This is a genomic window from Ideonella paludis (assembly GCF_018069865.1).
In the GTDB taxonomy this organism is placed as follows: Bacteria; Pseudomonadota; Gammaproteobacteria; order Burkholderiales; family Burkholderiaceae_C; genus Ideonella; species Ideonella paludis.
The window spans coordinates 642,566-665,803 of record NZ_JAGQDG010000001.1; the positions used below are offsets into that span (position 1 = coordinate 642,566).

The window sequence follows — 23,238 nt, forward strand, 5'->3', positions numbered from 1 at the left end:
CGCCTGCAGGAGAACCCCATGAATCGTCGTCATCTGGTCACCACCCTTGGCCTCATCGCTACTGCCTTCAGCACCCAGGCGCTGGCACAGGCTCGCTATCCGGACAAGCCCATCACCTTGGTGGTACCCAGCGCACCGGGCGGCACTACGGACTTCACCGCCAGGCTGATCAGTGACGCGCTGAGCAAGGCCCTGGGGCAGCCCGTCATTGTGGACAACAAGGCCGGCGGTGCCGGCAATATTGGCAACCAAGCCGTGGCCCGCGCCAAGGCCGATGGCTACACCCTGCTCGTGGCCTACAGCGGCTATCAAGTGGGCAATCCGCACCTCTTTGCCAAAGCAGGTTGGGACCCGATCAAAGACTTTGCGCCGGTGGCCATGCTCAGCCGGGCTCCTCAGGTGGTGACGACCCGCGCCAACCTGCCTGCCAATACCCTGGCCGAGTTGGTGGCCTATGCCAAAGCCAACCCCGGCAAGCTCAACTATGCGTCTTCGGGCAATGGCTCTATTCAACACATCGCGGGCGAGTTGTTCAAACAATTGACGGGCACCTTCATCACGCACATTCCCTACCGTGGCGCCGGCCCCGCCGTGCAGGATCTGATGGGCGGCCAGATGGACCTGTTCATCACCACCCCAGCGTCGGTGGTCAGCCAGATCAAGGGGGGCAAGCTGAAGGCCTTGGCCGTCACCAGCGACCATCGCCTCAGTGCGCTGCCACAGGTGCCCACCGCCGTTGAAGCAGGGCTCAAGGGTTTCAATCTCGACTCCTGGTTTGCGCTCTATGCACCCGCCGGCACACCGCCCGAAGTCATTCAAACTTTGAACACCGAGATCGGAAAGATCCTGGCTCAGCCCGACATTCGCCGCCGCGCTGAGGATGCGGGCGTCACGGTCGACACCATGACACCGGCTCAACTGGGCGAGTTCACGCAAAAGGAACTGGCCTATTGGGGCAAGGTCATCAAGACAGCCAAGATCACTACCGAGTAAGCCCGCGCCGATGAACATCGTTTTTCTCGACGGCGACACCCTGCCCGCGCACACCCGGCTGCGCCCACCAGCGTTTGCCCACCAATGGGTTCAGCACGGGAAGACACTGCCCGAAGAGGTGACCAAACGCGTTGTCGATGCAGACGTGCTGGTGGTCAACAAGGTTCGACTGGATGCCCAATCACTGAGTGCAGCACCACACCTGCGCCTGATTGCCGTAGCAGCCACCGGCACCAACCACATTGACCTTGAGGCCTGCCGCCGCAGAGGCATTGTGGTGAGCAATATCCGCAACTACGCCGCCCACACGGTGCCCGAGCACACGCTGGCCCTGCTGTTTGCGTTGCGCCGCAGCGTGTGCGCCTATCGCGACGCCGTGCGCGCCGGGCGCTGGCAAGCCGCCGGGCAGTTCTGCTTTTTCGATCACCCCATCCGCGACTTGGCGGGCTCTACGCTGGGGGTGATTGGAGATGGTGTGCTGGGCCAGGCCGTGGCGCGCCTGGGTGAGGCGCTGGGCATGCGGGTGCTGATGTCCGGCCACAAAGGTCGCCAGGGCCAGGGCACGCTCTACACCCCATTCGAAGAGGTGCTGGCGCGGTCTGATGTGCTGACCCTGCACTGCCCTCTGACCCCGCAAACCCGCCACATGATTGGCGCACCCGAGTTTGCACAGATGGCCCGCTCACCCCTGCTGATCAACACGGCGCGAGGCGGTTTGGTGGATGAATCAGCCGTCGGACCAGCTTTGGACGCCGGGCAGATCGCCGGGGCTGCCTTCGATGTGACTGAGCAAGAGCCGCCACCCGCCGACCACCCCTTCATGGCCTTGCTAGATCGACCTAACTTCATCCTCACCCCTCATGTGGCATGGGCCAGCCAGGAGGCCACCCAAGCGCTGGCCGATCAGTTGATCGACAACATCGAGGCCTTTCAACGCGGTGCGCCGGTGAATGTGGTGTGAACCAGGCTGTGGCTGGGGCTTGAGCGGTAGAGTTCGGGACACCAAGTGCGATTAACCCCCCCACACGCTGGTCTGCCCAACACCATGACTCTTCCCGCACACCACTCGCCTCCCACCCTGCTGCGCCAGCTCTATGACGTGGCCGTGCAGCGGGCCTTGCCCGCTCACAACACAGCCGCCTGGCTGCCTGTGCCCCCCGCACCGGGCGTGGGCCGCACCCTGGTGCTGGGCGCCGGCAAAGCGGCGGGCGCGATGGCGCAGGCGGTGGAGGCGCTGTGGCCGGAGCACTGCCGCCGCCACGGCGTGCCAGGGGCGCTGCTCTCGGGCCTGGTGGTCACCCGCTATGGCCACACGCCGCCGCGCCCCTCCGGCGTCGCTCAAGCGATAGAGGTGGTGGAAGCCGCCCACCCCTTGCCGGATGCGGCCGGGCTGGCTGCCGCGCAGCGCATCTTGGGTTTAACGACGGGTTTGAGCGAGCACGATGTGGTGCTGTGCCTGATCTCCGGCGGCGGCTCCGCGCTGCTGACCCTACCCTGTGAGGGCCTCAGTCTGGAAGACAAGCAGCGCATCAACCGGCAGCTGCTGGCCAGCGGCGCCGACATCACCCAGATGAACACCGTGCGCAAGCACCTCTCGGCCATCAAGGGCGGGCGCTTGGCCGCCGCCTGCCACCCCGCGCGGGTGGTGACCCTGGCCATCAGCGACGTTCCCGGAGACGAGCCCAGCGTCATCGCCAGCGGCCCCACCGTGGCCGATGCCAGCACCTGCGCCGACGCACTGCGCATCTTGCAGCAGCACAAGATCGACATCCCTGAGGCCGTGCGCGCCGCCCTACAAAGCGGCCAGTTGGAAACACCCAAGCCCGGCGATGCGCGCCTGCAGCATGCCGGGCAGACCAGCCCCGTGCACCTGATCGCCACACCACAGCAAAGCCTGGAGGCCGCAGCCGAGGCGGCGCGGGCCATGGGCCTGCGGGCCTATATCTTGTCGGACGAGATCGAAGGCGAGTCGCGCGAGGTGGGCAAGGTCCACGCCGCCCTGGCCCGCAGTGCCGCGGCGGGGCGCAATGCCTTCGAGCCGCCCTGCGTCATCTTGAGCGGCGGTGAGACCACCGTCACCTTGCGCCAGCGCGAGCCGGGCCAAGCCAAAGGCCGCGGCGGCCGCGCCGGAGAGTTCTGCCTCGGCCTAGCCCAAGCCCTGCAAGGCCACCCGCGCATCTGGGCCTTGGCGGCAGACACCGACGGCATTGACGGCGTGGAGGACAACGCCGGCGCACTCGTCCACCCCGACACGCTGGCGCGCGCCCAAGCCCAAGGCCTGCGCCTCACCGACCACCTCGCCCGCAACGACGCCTATGGCTACTTCGCAGCTTTGGGGGACTTGGTGGTGACGGGGCCGACGCACACCAACGTGAATGACTTCAGAGCCCTGCTGGTGCTGTGACGGAGCCCCCTTGTCTAAGCCCCTTGCAAAGCGCAATGTGCTGTTCGTCTGCAGCCGCAACCAATGGCGCAGCCCCACGGCAGAGCAGATCTTCCGCAGGCACCCAGATCTCAACGCACGCTCGGGCGGCACCAGCCCCAAAGCCAAGCATGCGGTGAACGAGAACGACATGGCCTGGGCGGATGTGGTGATGGTCATGGAGCCCAAGCACAAGCAAAGGCTGATGGCTGACTTCTCTGAAGCGCTGCGCGACAAGCCTCTTCATGTGCTCGACATCCCCGATGAGTACCAGTACATGGACCCGGAACTCGTGGAGATGCTGGAGCAGTCCGTGCCCGCCCTTCTCGGGCTAGAGTGAAGGATCCCAGCACCCGCTGGAGCCCGCAACCTTTTCTCAGAAGCGACGACTCACCATGACGTTTCAAATCACCCCTCACCTGGCTTGGCTGCTCCTGTTGGTGGCCGGGCTGCTGGAAGTCGTTTGGTCGGTCAGCATGAAGGCCTCTGAGGGCTTCTCCAAGCCGATCATGACCGCCGTCACCCTGGTGGCCGCTTGGCTCAGCTTTTGGCTGCTGGGTTTGGCCATGCGCCAGTTGCCCCTGGGCACCGCCTATGCCGTGTGGGTGGGCATTGGCACCGTGGGTGCGGCTGTGCTGGGCATGGTTTTCTTTGGCGAGCAGTTCACCCTCGCACGCGTCGCCTGCATCGGGCTGATCGTGGTGGGGGTGTTGGGCTTGAAGTTGCTGGGGGCGGAGACCTCAAGCTCATGACAACCCCTTCAGGGAACCCACCCCAGGTGACGACTTCCACCACACTGCACGGCGCCTGCCACTGCGGGCGTTTGCAGCTGCGGTTTGACACCACGTTAGAGCCTGGCGGCATCCGCCCCAGGGCTTGCGATTGCTCGTTCTGCACCAAGCATGGTGCGGCCTACATCTCTGACCCGCAAGGCCGCTTGCGCCTTGAGGTGGCTGAGGCCGCAGCGCTGCACCACTACACCCAAGGCTCTGGGCTGGCCAATTTCGTGCTGTGCCAGCACTGTGGTGTGTTGATGGGCGTGGTGTTCGAACACGGCGAGCAGGTCTTGGGGGCCGTCAATGCCCGCTGCTTGGCAGAACATGCTGCTTTGGGGCCTGCACAGACAGCCTCGCCCCAAACCCTGAGCGCAGCAGAGAAACAGCAGCGCTGGGCCGCGCTGTGGACGCCCACGGTCCAGGGCTGAACCGGCCACCGCTCGCGCCCACCCACCACCACTCGCGCCACCACACCCCCGCTCGTCGCACGGCGGCTGCGCCCGCAGGCGCATCGGTTCACAGTCTCCTCACTCACCTATGTACGGAGACTGACATGACCCCATCCAAACCCCTGATTCGACACCTCCTGGCCAGCCTGGCCCTCGCCGCGCTGGGCACAGGCGCCGCCCTGGCCCAAGGCAGCCTGCCCGAAGGCTGCGGCCTGCAGTTGGAGATCAAGCGAGTGACCGCTGGCTCCGGCCCGGTGATGGTGGCGGTGTATGAAAGCGAAGCCCAGTTCATGAAGGAGATGGCGCTGGCCGTGGCCGTGCAGGCCAAGGGCGAGCGCGTGAGCCTGCCGCTGTGCACCCTGAGCAGCGAAGAAGTGGCGGTGATGATCTACCAAGACCTGGACCGCAACGGCAAGCTGGGCACCAACTTCATGGGCATTCCCAATGAGCCCTATGGCGCCTCGGGCGAGCCCAGCTTTGGCCCTCCGAGCTGGGCCAAGGCCAAGGTGCGGGCCGACGGCCGCAGCATCAGCGTCACCCTCAACTGAGCGGAGGCCGCAACCATGACGCACGCACACCTCCAACGCCGTGATTGGCTGCGCCTGCTGGGCGCCACGGCGGCCACGGGCCTGGCCTCTCCTTGGGCCCGCTCTGCCCAAGACACCGCTGCAGCACGCTTTGCCCAGCAGATTGAGCAGCACCCCACCCTGACGCCGCTGCGAGGCATGTCCGAACACGGCCCCGACACCCTGCGCTGCGACGCACTGAGCATCGAGGGCCGCTGGCCCGAGGCCTTGCGCGGGCGCTTTCACCGCAATGGCCCGGCGCTGTTCGAACGCAATGGGCAGCGCTATCACCATTGGTTTGACGGCGACGGCATGGTGCAGCAGTTCAGCCTGAACGGCCGCCAGATCAGCCACCAGGGGCGCTTTGTCAACACCCGCAAGCTGCAGGCCGAGCGCGCGGCGGGCCGCTTTGTGACGGCTGCCTTTGGCACGCCCATCAAGCTGGAAGTGCCGGTCACCGGGCCCGACAGCGTGAACGCGGCCAACACCAGCGTCATCGAGCACGGCGGCAAGCTGCTGGCCCTGTGGGAGGGCGGATCGGCCTACGAGATGAACGTGGCCGACCTCAGCACCCGCGGCCCTCTGGCCTGGCAGCCCGACTGGGCTGGCGTGCCCTTCTCGGCCCACCCCAAGCTCGACGCGCAAGGTACCCTGTGGAACATCGGCACCTGGGCCGACAAGATCGCCACCTATCAGATCGCCCCCAACGGCCAATTGCAGCGCGGCCAAGTGGCCACCCTGCCGTGGGCCATGGGCATGGTGCATGACATGGCCATCACGCCACGCTTCTTTGTGGTGCCGCTGCCGCCGCTGCGCATGGACATTGCCGCGGTCAGCCAAGGCGTGCCGCTGGAGCAGGCCTTCAGCTGGCGCGGCCAAGAGCCGCTGCGCATTTGGGTTGCCCCCAAAGACGACATCCAGCAGGCCCGCGTGTTTGAGCTGCCCGCTGAATTCATCTTCCATGTCGGCAATGCCTATGAAGTGGGCGAAGAGATTGTGCTGAGCTATGTGGCCAATGCGAATGCCGACGTGCTGACACGCAACATCCCCGCGATGATGCGCGGCGAAGCCCGGCCCACCGCCGCCGTCGGTGCCGCCTCTGTGGTGGTGCGCCTGAACCTGCGCACGGGCCGTGCCAGCCGCGTGGCGGGTAACGATTCATCTGAGTTTCCCCGCATCCACCCGCGCCTGAATGGCCAGCGCCACCGCTGGCAGCTCACCGCCAGCAGCTGGCGCCCCCGCAGCGGCGTAGACCACAGCTTCTTCCACGGCCTGGCCCTGACCGACCAAGACAGCGGCCGCACCGAGCGCTATGACTTTGGCGAACACGCCATCGTCGAAGAACACCTGTGGATCGCCAAACCCGGCAGCACCGACGAGCGCGACGCCTGGCTGCTGGGCACGCACTTCGACAGCCGCGCCAAAGTCACCAAGCTGAGCGTGTTTGACGCCCGCAGCCTGGCCGACGGGCCGCTGGCGGTGGCCTCACTGCCGTATTGGCTGCCGCTGGGGTTTCATGGGAGTTTTCAGGCGGGGTGACGAGCGCGGCGCAGCTGGGCTGGGCTTGGGGCGTCAGCGGGGAGTGAGCGTGGCTTGAAGGCAGCTCAGCTTCGTCTCACTGCTTGAATGATCCGACTGGTGCAAAGACCCTGCATTGACAATCAGAAGTGTCATGTCAGAAAGTTCATGCCTCATCCTCATAGATCCAGGCATTCTTCGAGTGCTTGCTTGCTTCGCCCCGGAAAGATGCACTTCCTCGCAGAGGCGAAGGCTTTGTGCTCATCCTCTGCTTTGGGAAATCAGGGTCTTTGGCGAGTCCTCGCCAATAGACCGGATTGAGTCTCTCTGCGAGGTTCGCTGATGCGAACCAAGTCTCTCCATTCCAGTAGCACCGAGTTGTATCTCTGCCGTCTTTGGGATCAGAGCAAGTTTCGTATGTGCCGACTCGCACAGGGTCGGCCTTGAGCGTGAGGAACCAGGGCGTGTACATGGCTGCTACTCCGGCGCTCGAAGCCTTCGGCCTTGCAGCTGCGCAACGACTGCGTCCGCCTGGGCGGTGGATAGGCGCTCCCAGCGATCTTTCAAACCGACTCGAAGATAAGGATCTCGCCCGTCTTGTGTGACCCACGTAACTTGAACGAGAAACAATGAGCCGATTGGTGCTGCCGCACGCTGGCTTGTTGAGCACCAAACCCGGTGGTCCCTTGCGAACTGACCGGGATATGGTCGTACACGTACCGGCTCCGAGGATGGTTCACCCGGGTTTCGAAATGTCTCGATCACGATCGATAGCATGGCGATATGGGGGCTGATTGGGGCCTAACAACGAGTGGATATCATCTCCCGTGCAACCCAGGCTGGAGCTTGCACAGTCGCGATCACGGCAGACAAACGCAAACTGGACGGAACCATGTGGTGCACAAGCAGCTCACGCCTCGGTTGGTACTAGGAGATTGTCTCCTTGGCTATCCGTTGATGCTGTCCGTTATGACCAGCGTCGAGGTCTGTTGATCCCAAGCTGGGCTCGGGTGGAGGACTTGGCATCCTCAGACTCTGGGAAGTCCTTGAAGTGTTGCTGGGTCTGCTATGGGAACAACGAATCTGCCCCCTGCAGCAACTGCAAAAAAGACCCGTTATCGACGATTCGTGAAGTCCTGTCCGATGGAGTGGTTGGTAGTCGACCTCCCCTGAGTACAACGCAGGGGTAGGCAGAAGCTCCGTAACCCTTACCTGAGCGGACTTGTACTCATGAGCGTTCAGCGGTACTTCGTCTCTTTGGCTTTTGACGCTTTGAATCGGGCCAGTGCAGGTCTGGGCGAACTGGCGAGTTCGCATTTTCAAAGCTTAGAAAGACCGGATCCATAGGAGCAAGCCATAGGTATCTGCCTAGCTCTTCGGGTGTGATGATCCTTGTTCGCAGAGACTTAACAGGTTCAGTGTTGCTGCGCGCGCGCAGTGTCTTCAACAGCTTGAAGTCCATAGTCAGGAAGCAAAACATTTCGTTCACTTCGGCAGTTCGGATGTGCCACGCATCTTGCGAATTGCTCGGTCCAAGCTGAGATACCAACGAACGGAAGAGTGGGTCGGTTGAGCTCGCGAGTCGTTGGTCACGCGCACTTTCTACACTTGGTAGGCCTAGCCAAGATGGGCCTATCCGCATGTCCGGGATGCTGTCAACCAACGGCATCTCGACGTCCTTGAACAGATCCAGATCGAAGTAGCCGTATCCATTGAACCGGCCACTAGGCTGATAGAAGCGCTCAGTCCACAGCTCGCCCGAGCTCATGAGGGTTAGTTTCCCGATCCTGGCCAGATATGCGATGCCTGGCAGGTACCTTACGTTGCGGTATTCGCGTGATTCGTCCTCAGTTCCACGAACAGGAATTCTCGCGGCATATCCAGTGTCGACATCATGTGGACCCCACTTGGCCATGCCTGTCGGAACCCAAGCTGTCTCGTGGGTGATGGAGTGAAAGAGAATCGTGTTGTCCACAAGCACTCGCAATGGCGGCCTTTTGAATAGGCGTGCTTGTGCTGCCAAGGTTGACACGCTAACAAGCGCTTGAGCGAGGCGAGGTGCATACCTTATGAAAGCACTACGCAATCGCGCTGAGATGTGGTCGGGATTGCGCATTGACGTGGGACGCAGGTGTTGCTCTGCCAGTTAGGGCAGATGGCTTCGTAGAAGTAGGCTGCATATCTCTACCGCAACCGTAAGCTGCGGGCCAGGGGCCAGCGGAACACAACCAAATTCGGCATTAGGGGTTGTGTCGTGACGTTGCCAACGTCTCATCCGAGTGGGGCATGCTTGAATCTAGTACGCTGCTTGTTTGACCGAACTTGGGCAACCTTCCAGCCCACCTGATTGGCTCAACACCGCCTGTGTTTCAGCGCCGGCAGTTGCGTCCGCACCTCCGCAATGCGCTCATGGCTGATCTCCGCCATGACCACGCCCGCGCCTTCGGCCTGCTGGGCCAGGATCTGGCCCCAGGGGTCGATGACCATGCTTTGGCCCCAGGTGCGGCGGCCGTTCTCGTGTTGGCCGCCTTGGCCGATGGCCAGCACATAGCATTGGTTTTCCACGGCGCGGGCGCGCAGCAGCAGCTCCCAATGGGCTTGGCCCGTCGTGTAGGTGAAGGCGGCGGGCACCACCAGCACGTCGCAGGGCGGGCTCATCAGGCTGCGGAAGTGCTCGGGGAAGCGCAGGTCGTAGCAAATCGACAGGCCCAGGCGGAAGCCCTCGGCCTCAAAGGCCACGGCTTGGGTGCCCGCCTCCAACACCCGGCCTTCGTCATAGCTCTCGCGCCCGTTGTCAAAGGCGAAGAGGTGGATCTTGTCGTAGCGGGCTACGGGCTGGCCCTGTGGGTTCCACACCAGGGTGGTGTTGCGCACTTTGTTGGGGGCCTCCGCCCGCAGCGGCAAGGTGCCGCCGATCAGCCACACGCCGTGCTCGCGCGCGGCTTGGGCTAAGGCGTCTTGCAGCGGGCCTTGGACTTCAGCTTCAGCATGGGTCAGCTTGTCCTCATCGCGCCGCCCCATGAGGCAAAAGTATTCAGGCAGCGCCACCAGTTGGGCCCCGGCTGCAGCGGCCTGGGCGATGAGTTGAACGGCGTCGGCGAGGTTGCGGTCCACATCGGGGGTGGAGACCATTTGCAGGGCAGCGATTTTCATGGCTGCCAGCATACCAAGTCAGCGTGCGCCGGAAGCCGCCCCCTGCGGCGCCGACGCCGGGCCGTCCAGCCAAGCCGGCAGGCCTTCGCCGGGCTTGCGCTCGACGGCGTCTACGGTGGGGTCGCTCCAGGTGCCGCCGATGGCGAACTCGCGGGTGCCGGCTTCGCGCAGCGGCTTGCGGAAGAGGTATTGCGCCACAAAGGTGCCCAGGCCGATGACGGGGTTGACGGTGGCATAGGCCAAGGAAGCGCCACCCGCGTTGATGTCGGGCACCACGAACATGCGGGCTTTCAGCGTCTCTTGCTTGAGATGGCTGGTGCCCTCCACCAAGACCTGGGCTTGCACGCCTTGGATGCGCAGGTTGCCCGTGCGGGCAATGCCATTAGCGACCTTGACTTCGGCGTTCACGGTGTCAAAGCTGAAGCCTTGGTCGAAGACGTCGCGGAAGTCCAGCGTTAAGCGCCGGGGCAGGGACTGCAGGCTCAAGATGCCCAGCAGGCGCGCGGCGCCGGGCTCGGCCTGCAAGAACTGGCCGGCGCCTACTTCGAGCTGGAACTGGCCGCTCAGGTGCTCCCAAGGCATGTCGAGTGGCGAGCCAGGCCAGCGCAGGCTGCCTTGGACTTGGCCTTTGCCGCCCCGCACCACTTTGCCGGCCCCCAGGCGCTCCAGCAGGGCGCCGGCATCCAGCAGCTCGGCCTTGAGGTCCAGCGCCATATGAGCTTGGGGGCCGCCGGTCCACACGCCGCTGCCCATCAAGGTGGCTTCGGGCTGGGTCAACGCCAGGCGCTGCAGGCGCCATTCCCCGCCGCTGCTGCGCTCGCGGGCTTCAATCTCCAAGCGGCCCAGCTTCTTGCCGCGCATCTCAAACTGCTCCACGCGCAGGTCCAGGGCCGGCACATGGGCAGGCAGGGCGTCGGCCCCGGCGGTGGGTGCGGCTTGGGGGTCGGCCGCAGGGAGGTTGAGGTGGGCGAGTTTGGCGGCCACTTTGGTGACTTCACCACTGCGGGCCAAATGCCATTCAAGCTGGCCGCGTGACTGATCGCTGCGCACCTGGCCCCGCCACACTTGGCCGTCGGCCCGCAACTGGCGCTGCAGTTGCATGTCCACACCCGTCCAGTGCCGCTGGGCGGCCAGCAGGTCCTGGATGCGCAACTGCACGCTGCTGGGCAGGTAGGCGGTGGCTTCGTCTTCGGCAGGCTGGCCGGTGGCCGGGTTGGCAGGCTCGGTGGCCGCCAGCAGGGGCACCAAAGCCTGCTGCCAGGCTTCAAGATGGGCTTGGGGCACTTGGACATCGGCGCTCACGCCGCTGTCGGGCAGCTTGAGCGGGGCCGATGCCGCAGCGCCCACGGCCCAGGCGCCGCGCAAGACTTTGGCCGGGCCGTTGGCCCATTCCCGCTGCACCTGGCCACGCAGCTTTTCACTCAAATCAACCGTTAATACTTCTCGCGCTGGTGTGCTGCCGCTGACGGGCACGGTGCGGCTGTTGACCTTGAGCGGCCAGCTCTGGGCGGCTGTCTTTCGCAGCGGCTCGGGCAAACCCAGCGCCAGCCCGGTCAGCGGGCTGTTCAGCTCAAAGCTAGTGGCCTCGGGGCCCAGCTCCAGCACCAGGCTGTAAGGTGCATCGCCGCGCATCACGGCGGCCAGCTTGGCGGGCAGGCTGAGCTGCGGGGTTTGGGCCAAGCCTTCAGCGCTGAACCTGCCCTGCACATTGAAGCGCAACGGGCCTTGCGGCGTGGTGCCGCCCTCCACCGTGGCGGGGCCACCCGCCACCTGCACCGTGGCCTGGCTGACGGTGAGCTGCTGCTCAGTGAAGGCAACATGGCCTTTGGCCTGCGAAAGGAGCGGCAGGTCGGGCCTGAGGCTGAGCTCATGCCCCGTGAGGGCCAAGCCGCCCTTGACGGTGGTGTTCTCGGGCACATCCAGCGGCACGCGCAGCGCGAGCTGCAGGGTGGCGTCCCCGGTGGCAGTGGTGTCGTTCAGGGCTTTTTGCGTCCAGCCATTGACAGGGGATTCGCGCACAAAGCGCAGCGCTTCGTTCAAGGGGCCGCTGATCTGGCCGCCAATCTCCAGCACCGGGGTGTGGACCAGGTCGGCAATGCGGCCATCCACCCCGCCCAGGCTCAGGCCCCAGAGCCGGCCCCGTGCGCCCTTGATGGCCATGGAGGTGCGGTCGAACACCAGCTCGCCGCTGACTTGGCTCAAGGCGGGCCAGGCCGACTGCGCTTGGCCGGGCTCGGGCGGCACATAGACAAAATCCACGCCTCTGACTTGGCCAGCAATGCGGAAATCGCCTTCGCCCGAGCGGGGATAGGGGAACTCCCAGAGGTCGCCCTTGACCTTGAAGTCCACCCCATGCACCGTGCCCGAGCGCACGGCTTGCGCCACATACTCGCGGGTGTGCTGCGGAATGCCCAGCGGCAAGTAGCGCGCCACACGGGTGGCCTGGCCTTGGTGGATGCGGCCTTGCAGCTCGATCACCCCCGGCAGGCGCTGGCCGGTGCCAAAACCCACCCCAGGGCCGGTGTGCCAGCGGGCGTGCAGCTCGCCTTGGGCGTCGGCGTTGGCGAATTGGGCGTCTTGCACGCGCAGCTCTACCGCTGCGGGTGCAGGCGGCTGCCCCGCCACAGGGGCGGCTGGTTTGATGGCCCAGACCAAGCGGGTGGAGAAGCGCTGCAGCGGCACCACCGGCTCTTCAAACACACCGGGGAAGATCAACTGCCCATTGCGCATGGTCAGCTTGGCTTCGCCGCCCGACTCATTGGCGTCCAGCTCCACATCGGCCAAGCGCCAGCCGGGGCGGCCCACGCTGCCGCCGCCAGGTGCCGGCTGAGCGGCAATGGACAAGCCCGCCCCCTTGGCCTGCAGGCGGTAATGGGCCGGCGCTTCTGCCGCGCCTTGCCAGCTCAGGCGCAGGCCCTCGATGCGGCCCTCGGGCTGGGTTTCTTCCAGGCCTTGGCGCACGTCTGCGGGCAGGGGCAGGCGTGCGGCCAAGCGGGCCAGCAGGGCCACATCCAGCCGGTCAGCTTCCAGGCGGCCGCCGGTCACGGGCTGGTCGGACAGCCAATCATCCGCCTCGGGTTGGGCTTGGTCTAAGAAGAGCGCCACTCGTCCATCGGGCCAATGCTCGCCCTCGGCGGTGGTGAAGCGCAGGCGCTCGGCGGCGGCCTCCACGCCCCTGTCGGCGCGAGCGGCGGTCAGACGGCCCATCACCTCGCTCAGGCCCAAGGGGGCCAGGGCGGGGGAGAGGCGCATCTCGACCTCGTCCAAGGCCACGTCCAGGGCCAGTTGGCGCCAGCGGCCCCGGCTCATGTCCAGCCACAGGCGCAGCGCACCATTGCCCTCGCGCAGGTCGAAGGGCAGGTTGACATAACGGCGCAGGCTGGCCACATCGGCCAAGGGCAGGTCGGCATAGGCCGTGCCGGACCAGCGGCGCCAATCCCCCGCGCGGCTGAACAGCGGCTGGGTGAAGCGGCCGCGCAGGCTGAAGCGCTGGCCCCACTCGGCCGGCGGCGTGCCATCAAGGCGAATTTCATGCTCGCGCAGGCCGTTGCGCACCACCAAGTCGGCCTGGGTCAGCTCCAGCGGGGGCGCCATGCGCTTTTCATCGACCCAGCGCACCGTGGCATCGCGGATCACAAACTCGCGCTGCTGAAAAAACCAGTCGGCCGCGGTGTGCTCGGGCACGGCGGCTTGGGACGCCGTGTCCATCTGCAGGCCGCCCACGTGAAGACGGCCCAAGGCGTCACGGCGGACCTCCAACTGCGCCCCCGACAGGTGCAGCTGCGCAAAGATCAGCTTGAAGGCCAACAGGCTCTTGGGCGAGAGCGCAGCGTCCACCCGCGGCAGGCGCAGGGTTTCACGGCCTTGGGCATCGCTGAGCACCACGTCGGTCAGCCGCAAAGCTGGCACCCAGCTGCTGGACGCCGCCTCCAGGTGGCCAATGCGAACTTGGACGCCCAAAGCCTGGCTGGCACGGGCCTCGATCTCAGGCCGCCATTGGTCGGCCTGCGGCAGAATCCCCCAGTGCAATGTCAGCCACCCGAGCAGCAGCACACCCCAGGCGCCCAGCACAAGCACAATCAAGGTGCGCAAGGCGGTACGCACAAAGCGCAAAGTGGCAAGACGGCGGATCAGCGGCACAGGCGGCAGGGAACAAGACTATGAGTTTGGCAATACGGCTCACCAGCCCTTGTGGGGGGGCAGGCCACCAGTGCGTCGCCCGTGCGGGGCAGTGCGCCCCGGCCAAGCCCGGTCAATCTAGCACAGCCTCTCGTGCTTTCTTGTGTGCGTTTGAGTAAGCCATGTCCAGCCTGCCGCATCCAGCACACGCCCTGGCCGAGCACAGCCGCTTTGTGCAGCGCGTTCGCCGCCGCTATGGCCCCGAGCTGAGCCTGTTGCCCCCGGACGTGCCCGACGCGGCCGCCATCACCGCCCTGGTGCAGCGCCTGCAAGCCGATGGCCGCGCCCTGCCCGCCGCGCTGCGGGTGGCGCGCCAATTGGTGATGGAGCGCCTGGTGGTGCTGGATGTGGAGCAGCAGGCCCCGCTGACCGACATCACCCACACCATGACGTTTTTGGCCGAGGCCACGCTGGAGTTGGCCCTGGCCCAAGCCCGGGCCGAGGCCGACGAGCGCCATGGCGCGCCGCAGACTGACGACGGCCAGCCCATTGATTTTTGGATCGTGGGCATGGGCAAGCTGGGTGCCCGGGAGCTGAATGTCTCGTCCGACATCGACCTGATCTATGTGTATGAAGAGCAGGGCCAGACCCACGGCCCCCAGCCCGTCAGCGCCCATGAGTACTTCAGCCTGGTGGCCAAAAAGCTGTATGCGCTGATAGGCGATGTCACCGAAGACGGCTTTGTCTTCCGGGTCGATTTGGCGCTGCGCCCCAATGGCAACTCCGGCCCGCCGGTGGTCAGCCTGGCCATGCTCGAAGAATACTTTTTGGTGCAGGGCCGTGAGTGGGAGCGCTTTGCCTGGCTCAAGAGCCGGGTGGTGGCACCGCGCGCGGGCGTCACCAGCGGCCGGGCACTGCAGCTGCGCTCGCTGGTCACCCCGTTTGTCTACCGCAAATACCTCGATTACGGGGTGTTTGAGGGCCTGCGCCAGCTGCACCAGAAGATCCGCGACGAAGCCCAGCGCCGTGCCGCTGGCCGGCCTGAGCGGGCCAATGATGTGAAGCTCTCGCGCGGCGGCATCCGCGAGATCGAGTTCATCGTGCAGTTGCTGCAGGTGGCGCGCGGCGGCCAGTTCCCCGAGATCCGCACCCGCTCCACCCAAAAAGCCCTGGCCAAGCTGGCCGCCGGGGGCCTGATGCGGGCCGACACCGCGCTGCGCCTGAGCGAGGCCTATGCCTTCTTGCGCCAGGTGGAGCACCGCATTCAGTACCTGGACGACCAGCAAACCCACCTGCTGCCCACGGCCGACGCCGACTTGGCCTGGATGGCGGCCAGCCTCGCCATGGTGTGCAATGCCGAGACCTGCCAGCTGATGGACAAGCTCTGCGAGGTGCGCGAGCTGGTGGCCACCGAGTTTGACGCCCTGCTGCACGACGGCCGCGCCCCGGCCGCCACGCCCGCCGGCGGCTGCAAGAGCTGCGGTGCCCCGCCCTTGGCCCTGGACAACGAAGCCCTGCTGGACAGGCTGCCCGAGGCGCTGGCCGAGCGCGTGCGCCCCTTTGCCCAGCACCCGCGTGTCCAACACCTGCGGGACGAGGCCCGGCTGCGCCTGGGCAAGCTGGTGCTGCGGGCGGCCCAATGCGCCGAAGAGGGCCACTGCACCGTCACCGCAACCCAGCGTTTCATCGACTGGCTGGAGCCCCTGCTGCGCCGCGAAAGCTATATCGCCCTGCTGGTGGAGCGCCCCGAAGTGCTGCGCCGCCTGCTGCGCCTGCTGGGCCTGGCCCGCTGGCCCATGCGCTACCTGATGCTGCACCCCGGCGTGATCGATGAGCTGGCCGACGAGCGCCAAATGGCCGACCGCTTTGACCGCGCCGCCTTTGTGGCCGACCTGCAAGACCGCCACGCCGCCTGGGTGCGCTCGGGCGAGGCCGATGAAGGCGCGCTGCTGGACACCCTGCGCCGCGCCCACCATGCCGAGGTCTTCCGCACCCTGGTGCGGGATGTGGAGCAACGCATCACCGTCGAGCAAGTGGCCGACGACCTCTCGGCCTTGGCCGACGCGGTGCTGCAAACCGGCTTGCAATGGGCCTGGGGCCACCTCAAGCAGCGCCACCGCGAGGAGCCTCAGTTCGCCGTCATTGCCTACGGCAAGCTGGGCGGGCTGGAGCTGGGCTATGGCTCAGACCTTGACGTCGTGTTCTTGTACGACGACGCCGACGAGCCCGACCCCGACCGCGCCCAAGAGGTCTATGCGGCTTTTGTGCGCAAGCTGGTCAACTGGCTGACCCTGCGCACCTCGGCCGGCGAGCTGTTCGACATCGACACCGCCCTGCGCCCCAACGGCAACTCTGGCCTGCTGGTGACCTCCATCACCTCGTTTGAGAACTACCAGCGCGGACGCGGCAGCAACACCGCCTGGACCTGGGAGCACCAAGCCATCACCCGGGCCCGCTGCTGCGCCGGGCCTGCCGCCCTGGCCGAGCGCTTTGAGGCCACCCGCCGCGCCGTGATGGCCGCCCCGCGCGACGCCGACGCGCTGCGCCAAGAGATCAGCGCCATGCGCGACAAAGTGCGCCAAGCCCACCCCACCCGCGAAGGCCGCTTTGATGTGAAGCACAGCGACGGCGGCATGATGGACGCCGAATTTGCCGTGCAATATCTGGTGCTGACCCACAGCGCTAGCCACCCCACGCTGCAAGACAACGCCGGCAACATCGCCCTGCTGCAGCGCGCTGATGCCGCCGGCCTGCTGCCCGAAGGCACGGGCCACGCCGCCGCCAACGCCTACCGCGAAATGCGCCGCGCCCAACACCGCGCCCGCCTGGACGAGCAAGCCACCGTGTTTGACCCCGACTTCATGGCCACCGAGCGCGAGGCCATTCGGGCGGTGTGGCGGGCGGTGTTTGGGTGAGTGGCGCAGGGGGCAACCCAGTACGCCGCTGAGAGAACTTCAGCTGGATTCAATCCACCGGGTACAGCCGTACTGCACCGGGCAGACTCTTGCCGTCCACACCGATCAAGTTACTTTCTTTGCCCATATTAGAAACCTGTGATAGATAAAAATCAGAGGCTGCGGCGGGCGAGGCCAAGGGCACCACCAATCGATGTTTCAAAATTTCCTGGCCCTTTTTTCGACTGACATCATACGGTATCGTCTTGATTAAGGTTTTCAAGCCATTCAGCTCTAATTTGTAGAGACGGAAATGAGAAATACTTGGAGATCCATCTTTCCAGGTAACGGTCAGTTGACTATCCCTGACGACAATATTGACCTCATAGGGAGGAGAGAATGGATGTTTGAGATACTCTTCAATGCTAATGCCTGACGGATCCCCAGTGTGTTGAGTTTTCTGTTGCGAGGCAGATTTAACATCTTCCGCCGGGGCCTGCTGAACATCGCCGCCCTGTGCGCCCGCATTAAAACCAACTTCCGACGCCATCAATTGATGGCCGCACGCGCAGAAAGCCAATAAGAGGAGCCATGAAATTAGTTTCATTCTTGTCTCCAGAAACTATGGGCCGGCGAGTGATATTGCAAATTAAATGTCGCATCCATCATAATAGATCGGATGGAAGATTTCCAATCCTTTCGGCGGGGTAGGGTGCTTTGGTTAGTGTCTGTTCTGACGCTTTGCGCTGCTTCTTTTTTCACCTCCACCCAGGCCCCCAGCACCTGGGACTGGCAACCCGCCCTGGCCCTGCAACAGCCCTGGCGCAGTGTCACCGGCGCGTTGGTGCATTGGAGCCCGCAACATTTGGGGCTGAACCTGATGGGCGCGGCGCTGGTGGGCCTGTTGGGCTGGCGCAGCGGGGTGACGCTGCGCGACAGCCTAGCCTGGCTGCTGAGCTGGCCGCTGACGCACTGGGGCCTGATGTTGCAGCCCGAGCTGCTGCACTATGGCGGGCTCTCCGGCGTGCTGCATGGCGGCGCGGCGATTGCCGCTTGGCGGCTCAGCCGGCAGGCCGATGCACGCCAGCGCTGGGTGGGGCGGCTGCTGGGCGCCGGTTTGGTGCTCAAATGCCTGAGTGAAACGCCCTGGCAGGGTGCCTTGCAGCGCGTCGAAGGCTTTGACTTTGCGCTGGCCCCGTTGGCCCACAGCAGCGGTGTGCTGAGTGCTGGTCTGATGCTCTTGCTGCTGAATCTGCCTGCGGCCGTCGCTTCTCTTTCTTCTTCATCCTCTTCTTCTGACCCGTCTGCCCCCGCTCATGACCGACCGACGCGCCCATCTTGATCTCTTTGCCATGGTCTGCTTGGTGGGCTGCGCCGCACTCTGGGGCTTGAACCAAACCGCCACCAAGGTGGCGCTGGCCGAGATCCCGCCACTGCTGCAAGCGGGCGTGCGCTCACTGTGCGCGGCGGTGCTGCTGGCCGGCTGGATCATCTACAAGAAGCTGGATCTGGCCCCCGGCGAAGGCCACTGGGCCTACACCTGGCGCGGCGGGCTGTTGACCGGCAGTTTGTTTGCGGCTGAGTTCGCCTGCATCTTCATTGGCCTGCAGTACACCACCGCGTCACGCATGGTGGTGTTTGTCTATTTCTCGCCCTTGGTGGTGGCTGCGGCCATGCCCTTGGTGGCGCCCCAAGAAAAGCTGCATGCCCGCCAGGTGCTGGGCCTATTGGGTGCCTTCGCGGGCTTGGTATGGGCCTTTTCTGAAGGCTTCCACACCCCCACGGTGGGCGACAAGCAATGGCTGGGCGACGCCCTGGGTGCCTTGGCCGCCGTGCTGTGGGCCGGCACCACGCTGAGCATCCGCGGCAGCCGCCTGGCCACCGCCCTGCCCGAGCAGACCCTGATGTATCAGTTAGTCGTCTCCGGCGTGGCACTGGCCGGGGCCGGCTGGCTCAGCGGCGAGCTGTGGCCCGCACAGATCAGCGCCCTGGCCTGGGGCTCCCTCGCCTTTCAAATTGTGGTCGTCACCTTTGCCAGCTACCTGCTGTGGTTCTGGCTGGTGCGCCACTATGCCGCCGCCACCATCTCCGCCTTCACCCTGCTGACCCCGGTCTTCGGCCTGCTGTTTGGCGTCTGGCTGCTGAACGACCCCCTGACCGACCGCCTGCTGCTGGCCCTGGTGGCGGTGGCGGGCGGGATTGGTTTGGTGAGTTGGCCCAGAAGAGCTTCCTAGCACCGCCATGGAGAGATTTTTCCGCGCACTCGGCTCTGCCGCTACGTCGTTTTTCCATTTGATGCTGCCCATCAGTTGGATGCGTCTGACGGTAGACGACCCAAGACGCTTGGAGATCGCCAGCAGCCGGGGCGATTTGGTGGTGGACAGTCACCGCCGGGTGATCTCTCGGCGCGGCGAGGTGATCGCCAAGTTCGAGGAGATCAAGTTCATTGTGCTGTGCAAAATCCGGCGTGGAGAGTACGGCATCTTCTGGTCCGTTCGGCTGCACAGGGGGCCGTTGGTGAACATCGACCTCGGCGCCTGCGAAGACGACTTGGACGCTAGCTTGATCGCAGCGCGCATCTCCAAGGCGCTGGACGTGCCGGTGAAGTACTGGTGAGACCGCCAGTGAACGACGGAGCAGCGTTGAGATGGTCGGCATCCCCTCTTCAGCATTCTTCATAGCGCTGGAACGCCGCCGCACCCAAGCGCTGGTGGCGGGTGACTTGGCGGTGGTGGAGAGCTTGCACGCGCCCAGCTACGAGTTGATCACTCCGGCTGGTGCGGTGTTCAGCCGCGAGCGCTATCTGGCGGCGATTGCAGAAGGGCCGTTCTATACCGCCTGGGAGATGGGCGAAGACATGCGCGTGCAGGCCACGGCAGAGATGGCCTTGCTGCGCTATCAGGCGCGCCTACACTTTCCGTCGGGCAAGGTGGTGCACTGCTGGCACACCGACAGCTATGCGCTGCAGGGCGGCCAATGGCAGGCCGTGTGGTCACAGGCCACGGCCATTTCGGCGCCCAGGTCATGATTTCATTTCCACATCATTCGTGTCTAGGAAGACCGTGCTGCGGCACGGCGGGGCGAAGCAACAACGACATTTAGAGATGGAATGAGGAGTTGATGGACATGGCCACTGTGCGTTTGGGGCATCGCCCCGTGTTGTTGATCGTGGATGTGCAGGTCGGCGTGATGGCCGAGGCTTGGCAGGCCGAGCGGGTCATCGCCCAGGTGAAGACAGCCGTGGCGCGCGCCCGCGCCGCCCAGGTGCCCGTGCTGTGGGTGCAGCACGGCGACGCCGAGATGCCGCAAGGCTCAGTGCCCTGGCAATGGGTGGAAGGCTTGGGGCCCGCAGCAGGCGAGGTCTTGATCCACAAGGCTTTCAACTCGGCATTTGAGCAGACGGATCTGGAGCAGGCCTTGGCGCAATGTGGGGCCACGCACCTGTTCTTGGCTGGTGCGTCCAGCAACTGGTGCATCCGCGCCACCGCCTATGCTGCGCTGGAGCGAGGCTACGACCTGACCCTGGTGCAAGACGCCCACACCACGCAGAGCATGCCCTTGGGCGAGGGCCAAGAGATCGCCGCTGAGAGCATCGTGCGCGAATTGAACATCGTCATGCAGTGGCTAAGCTACCCGGGGCGGCGCAACCGCGTGATGAAGGCGGAGGCCTTGGACTTTGACGCAGCGCTGAACCAGTGATCTGCTCAGATGCGTCAGACAGCGCGTTAGGCCCGCTTAAAGGCCGCTGATCACCCAGGCCGCCCACAGGATCACCAGCAACACAAAGCTGGCCAGAAAGGCCGCCAAGCGGTGCATCACGCGGTTGTAGGTGCAATGGATGAGGGTGTGGACGACGCGCAGGCTCACATAGGCCCAAGCCCCGGCCACCAGCCAGTCAGGCATGCGTTGCTGGGCCATCGCCATGGCGCAGAGGGCGTAAAACAGGACGGGCGTTTCAAACAAGTTTTGGAAGTTGTCAGCCGCCTGGGTGTCTTGCAAGCGCTCACTCATTTGTGCCCGCGTGGCAGCCGCCTGGGGGTGGACGCGCTTGCTGCGCATTTCCCTTACCCTGCAGAACAACATGCGGCTGCCTACGGCGAAAGCCAAGCCGACAAGGACGAGGCAGCTCAGCATCAGGTGTTGGGCGTTGGTCATGGGGAGGTCGACGTCAAGGCGTGCCGAACGGTGGCGCCGGAGCATAGCCGCAGTCCCCTCCGAGTGCCATTCGGTGCGGCCCTGAGGGCTTCACCTTGGCGACAGCCCAAGTGTGAGCCCTGTGGGACACTGACCGCTCTTTGTGTCGCGTCAGGAGTGTTGCCATGATCACGCTGTGTGGATTTGCGGTGTCCAACTACTACAACAAGATCAAGCTGGTCTTGCTGGAAAAGGGCATTCCCTTCACCGAAGAAGTGGTGATGACCAACAGCAAAGATGAGGCGGTGCTGGCGGCTTCGCCGCTGGGCAAAATTCCTTTCATTCGGACCCCTGAAGGCACGCTGTGCGAGAGCAGCGTGATTGCTGAGTACCTGGAGGAGCTGCAGCCGCAGCCCAGCTTGCTGCCCGGCTCCGCGCTGCAGCGCGGCAAGGTGCGCGAGCTGTGCACCTTTGTGGACCTGCACCTGGAGCTGGTGGTGCGCGAGCTGTATGCCCAGGCCTTTTTTGGCGGCACGGTCAGCGAAGGCACGCAGGCCCGCGTCAAGCGCCAGTTGGAGAAGAACATTCCGGCCTTCCAGCGCCTGGCGAAGTTCGGCCCTTATGTGGCGGGCGACACCTTCACCCTGGCCGATTGCGCGGCTTATGTGAGCCTGCCGCTGGTGGCCATGGCCACCAAGACGGTCTTGGGCAGCGACATGCTGGCGGACGCCGGCGTGGACTGGAAGGGCTACGTCAAGCTCCTGGGCGAGCGGCCCAGCGTGCAGCGTGTAGCGGCCGACCGCAAGGCCGCGCAAGATGCGCAGATCGCAGCCATCAAGGCGAAGGCGGCAGCGGGCGGCTGAGCCAGCGCTGCATCAAGGCCTCCAGCGGGCCGGTGGGGTGGCGTGCCAGCCACCACCGTGCGCCCGCCAACTGCAGCCCATAGACCAGCCCGGCAGCACCCAGGGTCTGGGCCAGCGTGAGCTGGCCAACCCAGCCTAAACCGTAGCCGGTGAAGAGCAGGGCGCAGATCAGGGACTGGCTCAAGTACAGCGTCAGACTCATGCGGCCAGCCTGAGCCAGGGGTCGCAAAAAGGCCGGGGCTTGGGGCTGCTGCTCGGCGCGGGCCATCAGCCAGATGTAGGCGCCGCTGAGCGCCGGGCCCAAGGCCACCAAGGCCCAAACCCCGATGAGTTGGGTGAGGCCATCCGTCGCCACCATGCCGCGCGCATAGAGCCAGGCGCCCAGGACACCGAGACTGCCCAAGAGCAGGCCTCGCCGCAAGGGCCACGCGCCAAGGCTGGCGCGCAACCCACCCGACAGGGCCACGGCACTGCCCAGCAGCATCCACATCAAGGTGCTGGGGAACTGCAGCAGCAGCAAGTTAGGCAGCGCATCGACCCAGTCCACCACCCTCTGTTGATGCATGCGCCAACCCCCTTCACTCAGGGCCAGTTGGGCCGTGTGGGCTTGGGCCAGTGCTTGCTCAAACTCCTTTGCGCTCGGCGCTGCAGCCAGCTCGCCCATGGCGCTGACGGCGACCGCGATGGCGCCATAGACCACGGCCAGCATCAGCCACAGGCCAATGGCCACCTTGATGCGCCGCGTCACCGGCCAATCACGCCATCGCAGCAGCACGGCGCCCAGCACCCCATAGGTCAGCAGCACATCACCTGGAAACAGCAGCGTGCCATGCAACAGCCCCAGCGCCAGCAAGGCCCACTGGCGCCGCCGAGCCTTGGATACCGCCACAGGTGTTGCATTCACCCCCAACTGCAGCACCAAGCTGTAACCAAACAAGAAAGAGAACAAGGGGTAGAACTTGCCCTCAAAGAACAGGCTGATGAGCCAGCGGCAGGCCACATCCCAGTCCCCCACAAAGCTGGGCTCGGGCAGACCCCGCCATTGGTAGGCGGATGAGAACCACTGGATGTTGACGACCAAGATGCCACCCAGGGCCAAGCCTCGCAAGGCATCCAGCCCCCACTGGCGCGAGGGGGTGGTGGGTGAGGCAGAAGGGGAGGAGTCCTTCATGACAAGCTCAAGGCTATGCACATCGTGCACATGCTCGCATGACTGGGAAAGGAAATATTTGTACGGACACTAGACAAAATGAACCGTTTGGTTCTACATTTGAACTTATCAGTTCACTTGCAGACGACGGGATCAAATTTTCTCGATGAGCAGCGTGCAACTTGTCACATTTTGGAGAAG

At 64.9% G+C, this 23,238-nt stretch carries 20 protein-coding genes; 15 read left to right on the plus strand and 5 right to left on the minus strand.

Annotated elements, in window-relative coordinates; translation table 11 throughout:
* Window positions 1-18: 18 nt before the first annotated feature.
* From KAK11_RS02875 to KAK11_RS02910, 8 genes are all read left to right on the plus strand, one after another.
* Window positions 19-993 carry a Bug family tripartite tricarboxylate transporter substrate binding protein gene (locus KAK11_RS02875; RefSeq protein WP_210805939.1) on the plus strand — a complete coding sequence of 325 codons (975 nt, stop codon included), beginning with the start codon at window positions 19-21 and terminating at the stop codon, window positions 991-993.
* A 10-nt stretch (window positions 994-1,003) separates the two neighbouring features.
* Entirely contained in the window at window positions 1,004-1,954 is a 951-nt protein-coding gene (locus tag KAK11_RS02880) for a D-2-hydroxyacid dehydrogenase (RefSeq protein WP_210805941.1), read from the plus strand.
* Between the two features lie 84 nt (window positions 1,955-2,038).
* The gene (locus KAK11_RS02885) at window positions 2,039-3,397 is read left to right on the plus strand and encodes a glycerate kinase type-2 family protein (RefSeq protein WP_210805943.1); all 1,359 of its coding nucleotides are present in this window, start codon (window positions 2,039-2,041) and stop codon (window positions 3,395-3,397) included.
* Window positions 3,398-3,407: 10 nt separating this feature from the next.
* The gene (locus KAK11_RS02890) at window positions 3,408-3,755 is read left to right on the plus strand and encodes a low molecular weight protein tyrosine phosphatase family protein (RefSeq protein WP_210805945.1); all 348 of its coding nucleotides are present in this window, start codon (window positions 3,408-3,410) and stop codon (window positions 3,753-3,755) included.
* A 79-nt stretch (window positions 3,756-3,834) separates the two neighbouring features.
* The gene (locus KAK11_RS02895; protein WP_210806644.1) at window positions 3,835-4,167 is read left to right on the plus strand and encodes a DMT family transporter; all 333 of its coding nucleotides are present in this window, start codon (window positions 3,835-3,837) and stop codon (window positions 4,165-4,167) included.
* A complete protein-coding gene (locus KAK11_RS02900) occupies window positions 4,164-4,619 on the plus strand; it encodes a GFA family protein (protein ID WP_210805947.1) in 456 nt (151 codons plus the stop codon). The genes KAK11_RS02895 and KAK11_RS02900 overlap by 4 nt, the downstream gene beginning before the upstream one ends.
* A gap of 125 nt (window positions 4,620-4,744) precedes the next feature.
* Window positions 4,745-5,188, plus strand: coding sequence for a DUF2141 domain-containing protein (locus KAK11_RS02905; RefSeq protein ID WP_210805949.1), 444 nt, complete (start codon window positions 4,745-4,747; stop codon window positions 5,186-5,188).
* A 15-nt stretch (window positions 5,189-5,203) separates the two neighbouring features.
* Window positions 5,204-6,745: a carotenoid oxygenase family protein gene (locus tag KAK11_RS02910; protein ID WP_210805951.1), complete on the plus strand. Its 1,542-nt coding sequence runs from the start codon at window positions 5,204-5,206 to the stop codon at window positions 6,743-6,745.
* A 2,331-nt stretch (window positions 6,746-9,076) separates the two neighbouring features.
* On the opposite strand, the gene KAK11_RS02915 is transcribed toward KAK11_RS02910, so the two are convergent.
* Together KAK11_RS02915 and KAK11_RS02920 are read right to left on the minus strand one after the other, a co-directional pair.
* On the minus strand, window positions 9,077-9,877 hold the full coding sequence (locus KAK11_RS02915) for a carbon-nitrogen hydrolase family protein (RefSeq protein ID WP_210805953.1): 801 nt from the start codon (window positions 9,875-9,877) through the stop codon (window positions 9,077-9,079).
* 18 nt (window positions 9,878-9,895) lie between these two features.
* Entirely contained in the window at window positions 9,896-14,017 is a 4,122-nt protein-coding gene (locus KAK11_RS02920; protein ID WP_445666942.1) for a YhdP family protein, read from the minus strand.
* Between the two features lie 161 nt (window positions 14,018-14,178).
* Between KAK11_RS02920 and glnE the strand changes: the two genes are divergently transcribed.
* Window positions 14,179-16,911 carry a bifunctional [glutamate--ammonia ligase]-adenylyl-L-tyrosine phosphorylase/[glutamate--ammonia-ligase] adenylyltransferase gene (glnE, locus tag KAK11_RS02925; RefSeq protein ID WP_210805957.1) on the plus strand — a complete coding sequence of 911 codons (2,733 nt, stop codon included), beginning with the start codon at window positions 14,179-14,181 and terminating at the stop codon, window positions 16,909-16,911.
* A gap of 49 nt (window positions 16,912-16,960) precedes the next feature.
* Here glnE and KAK11_RS02930 read toward each other — a convergent pair whose 3' ends face one another.
* Entirely contained in the window at window positions 16,961-17,497 is a 537-nt protein-coding gene (locus tag KAK11_RS02930) for a hypothetical protein (RefSeq protein ID WP_210805959.1), read from the minus strand.
* A gap of 117 nt (window positions 17,498-17,614) precedes the next feature.
* Between KAK11_RS02930 and rrtA the strand changes: the two genes are divergently transcribed.
* The 5 genes from rrtA (at window position 17,615) to KAK11_RS02955 (ending at window position 20,589) form a co-directional block, all read left to right on the plus strand.
* Window positions 17,615-18,232, plus strand: a complete 618-nt coding sequence (gene rrtA / locus KAK11_RS02935) for a rhombosortase (RefSeq protein WP_210805961.1) — start codon at window positions 17,615-17,617, stop codon at window positions 18,230-18,232.
* Window positions 18,207-19,124, plus strand: a complete 918-nt coding sequence (locus tag KAK11_RS02940; protein WP_210805963.1) for a DMT family transporter — start codon at window positions 18,207-18,209, stop codon at window positions 19,122-19,124. Before rrtA ends, KAK11_RS02940 begins: the two co-directional genes overlap by 26 nt.
* Before the next feature lie 7 nt (window positions 19,125-19,131).
* The gene (locus KAK11_RS02945) at window positions 19,132-19,506 is read left to right on the plus strand and encodes a hypothetical protein (RefSeq protein ID WP_210805965.1); all 375 of its coding nucleotides are present in this window, start codon (window positions 19,132-19,134) and stop codon (window positions 19,504-19,506) included.
* A gap of 31 nt (window positions 19,507-19,537) precedes the next feature.
* Complete coding sequence (locus KAK11_RS02950) at window positions 19,538-19,918, plus strand: nuclear transport factor 2 family protein (RefSeq protein ID WP_210805967.1); 381 nt, start codon at window positions 19,538-19,540, stop codon at window positions 19,916-19,918.
* Between the two features lie 92 nt (window positions 19,919-20,010).
* On the plus strand, window positions 20,011-20,589 hold the full coding sequence (locus tag KAK11_RS02955) for a cysteine hydrolase family protein (RefSeq protein ID WP_210805969.1): 579 nt from the start codon (window positions 20,011-20,013) through the stop codon (window positions 20,587-20,589).
* Window positions 20,590-20,625: 36 nt separating this feature from the next.
* Here KAK11_RS02955 and KAK11_RS02960 read toward each other — a convergent pair whose 3' ends face one another.
* On the minus strand, window positions 20,626-21,045 hold the full coding sequence (locus KAK11_RS02960; protein ID WP_210805971.1) for an MAPEG family protein: 420 nt from the start codon (window positions 21,043-21,045) through the stop codon (window positions 20,626-20,628).
* 164 nt (window positions 21,046-21,209) lie between these two features.
* Here KAK11_RS02960 and KAK11_RS02965 point away from each other — a divergent pair, with 164 nt between their 5' ends.
* Window positions 21,210-21,887: a glutathione S-transferase family protein gene (locus KAK11_RS02965; RefSeq protein WP_210805973.1), complete on the plus strand. Its 678-nt coding sequence runs from the start codon at window positions 21,210-21,212 to the stop codon at window positions 21,885-21,887.
* Here KAK11_RS02965 and KAK11_RS02970 read toward each other — a convergent pair.
* Window positions 21,859-23,058: a DUF418 domain-containing protein gene (locus KAK11_RS02970; protein ID WP_210805975.1), complete on the minus strand. Its 1,200-nt coding sequence runs from the start codon at window positions 23,056-23,058 to the stop codon at window positions 21,859-21,861. The genes KAK11_RS02965 and KAK11_RS02970 overlap by 29 nt on opposite strands.
* Between the last annotated feature and the right edge of the window lie 180 nt (window positions 23,059-23,238).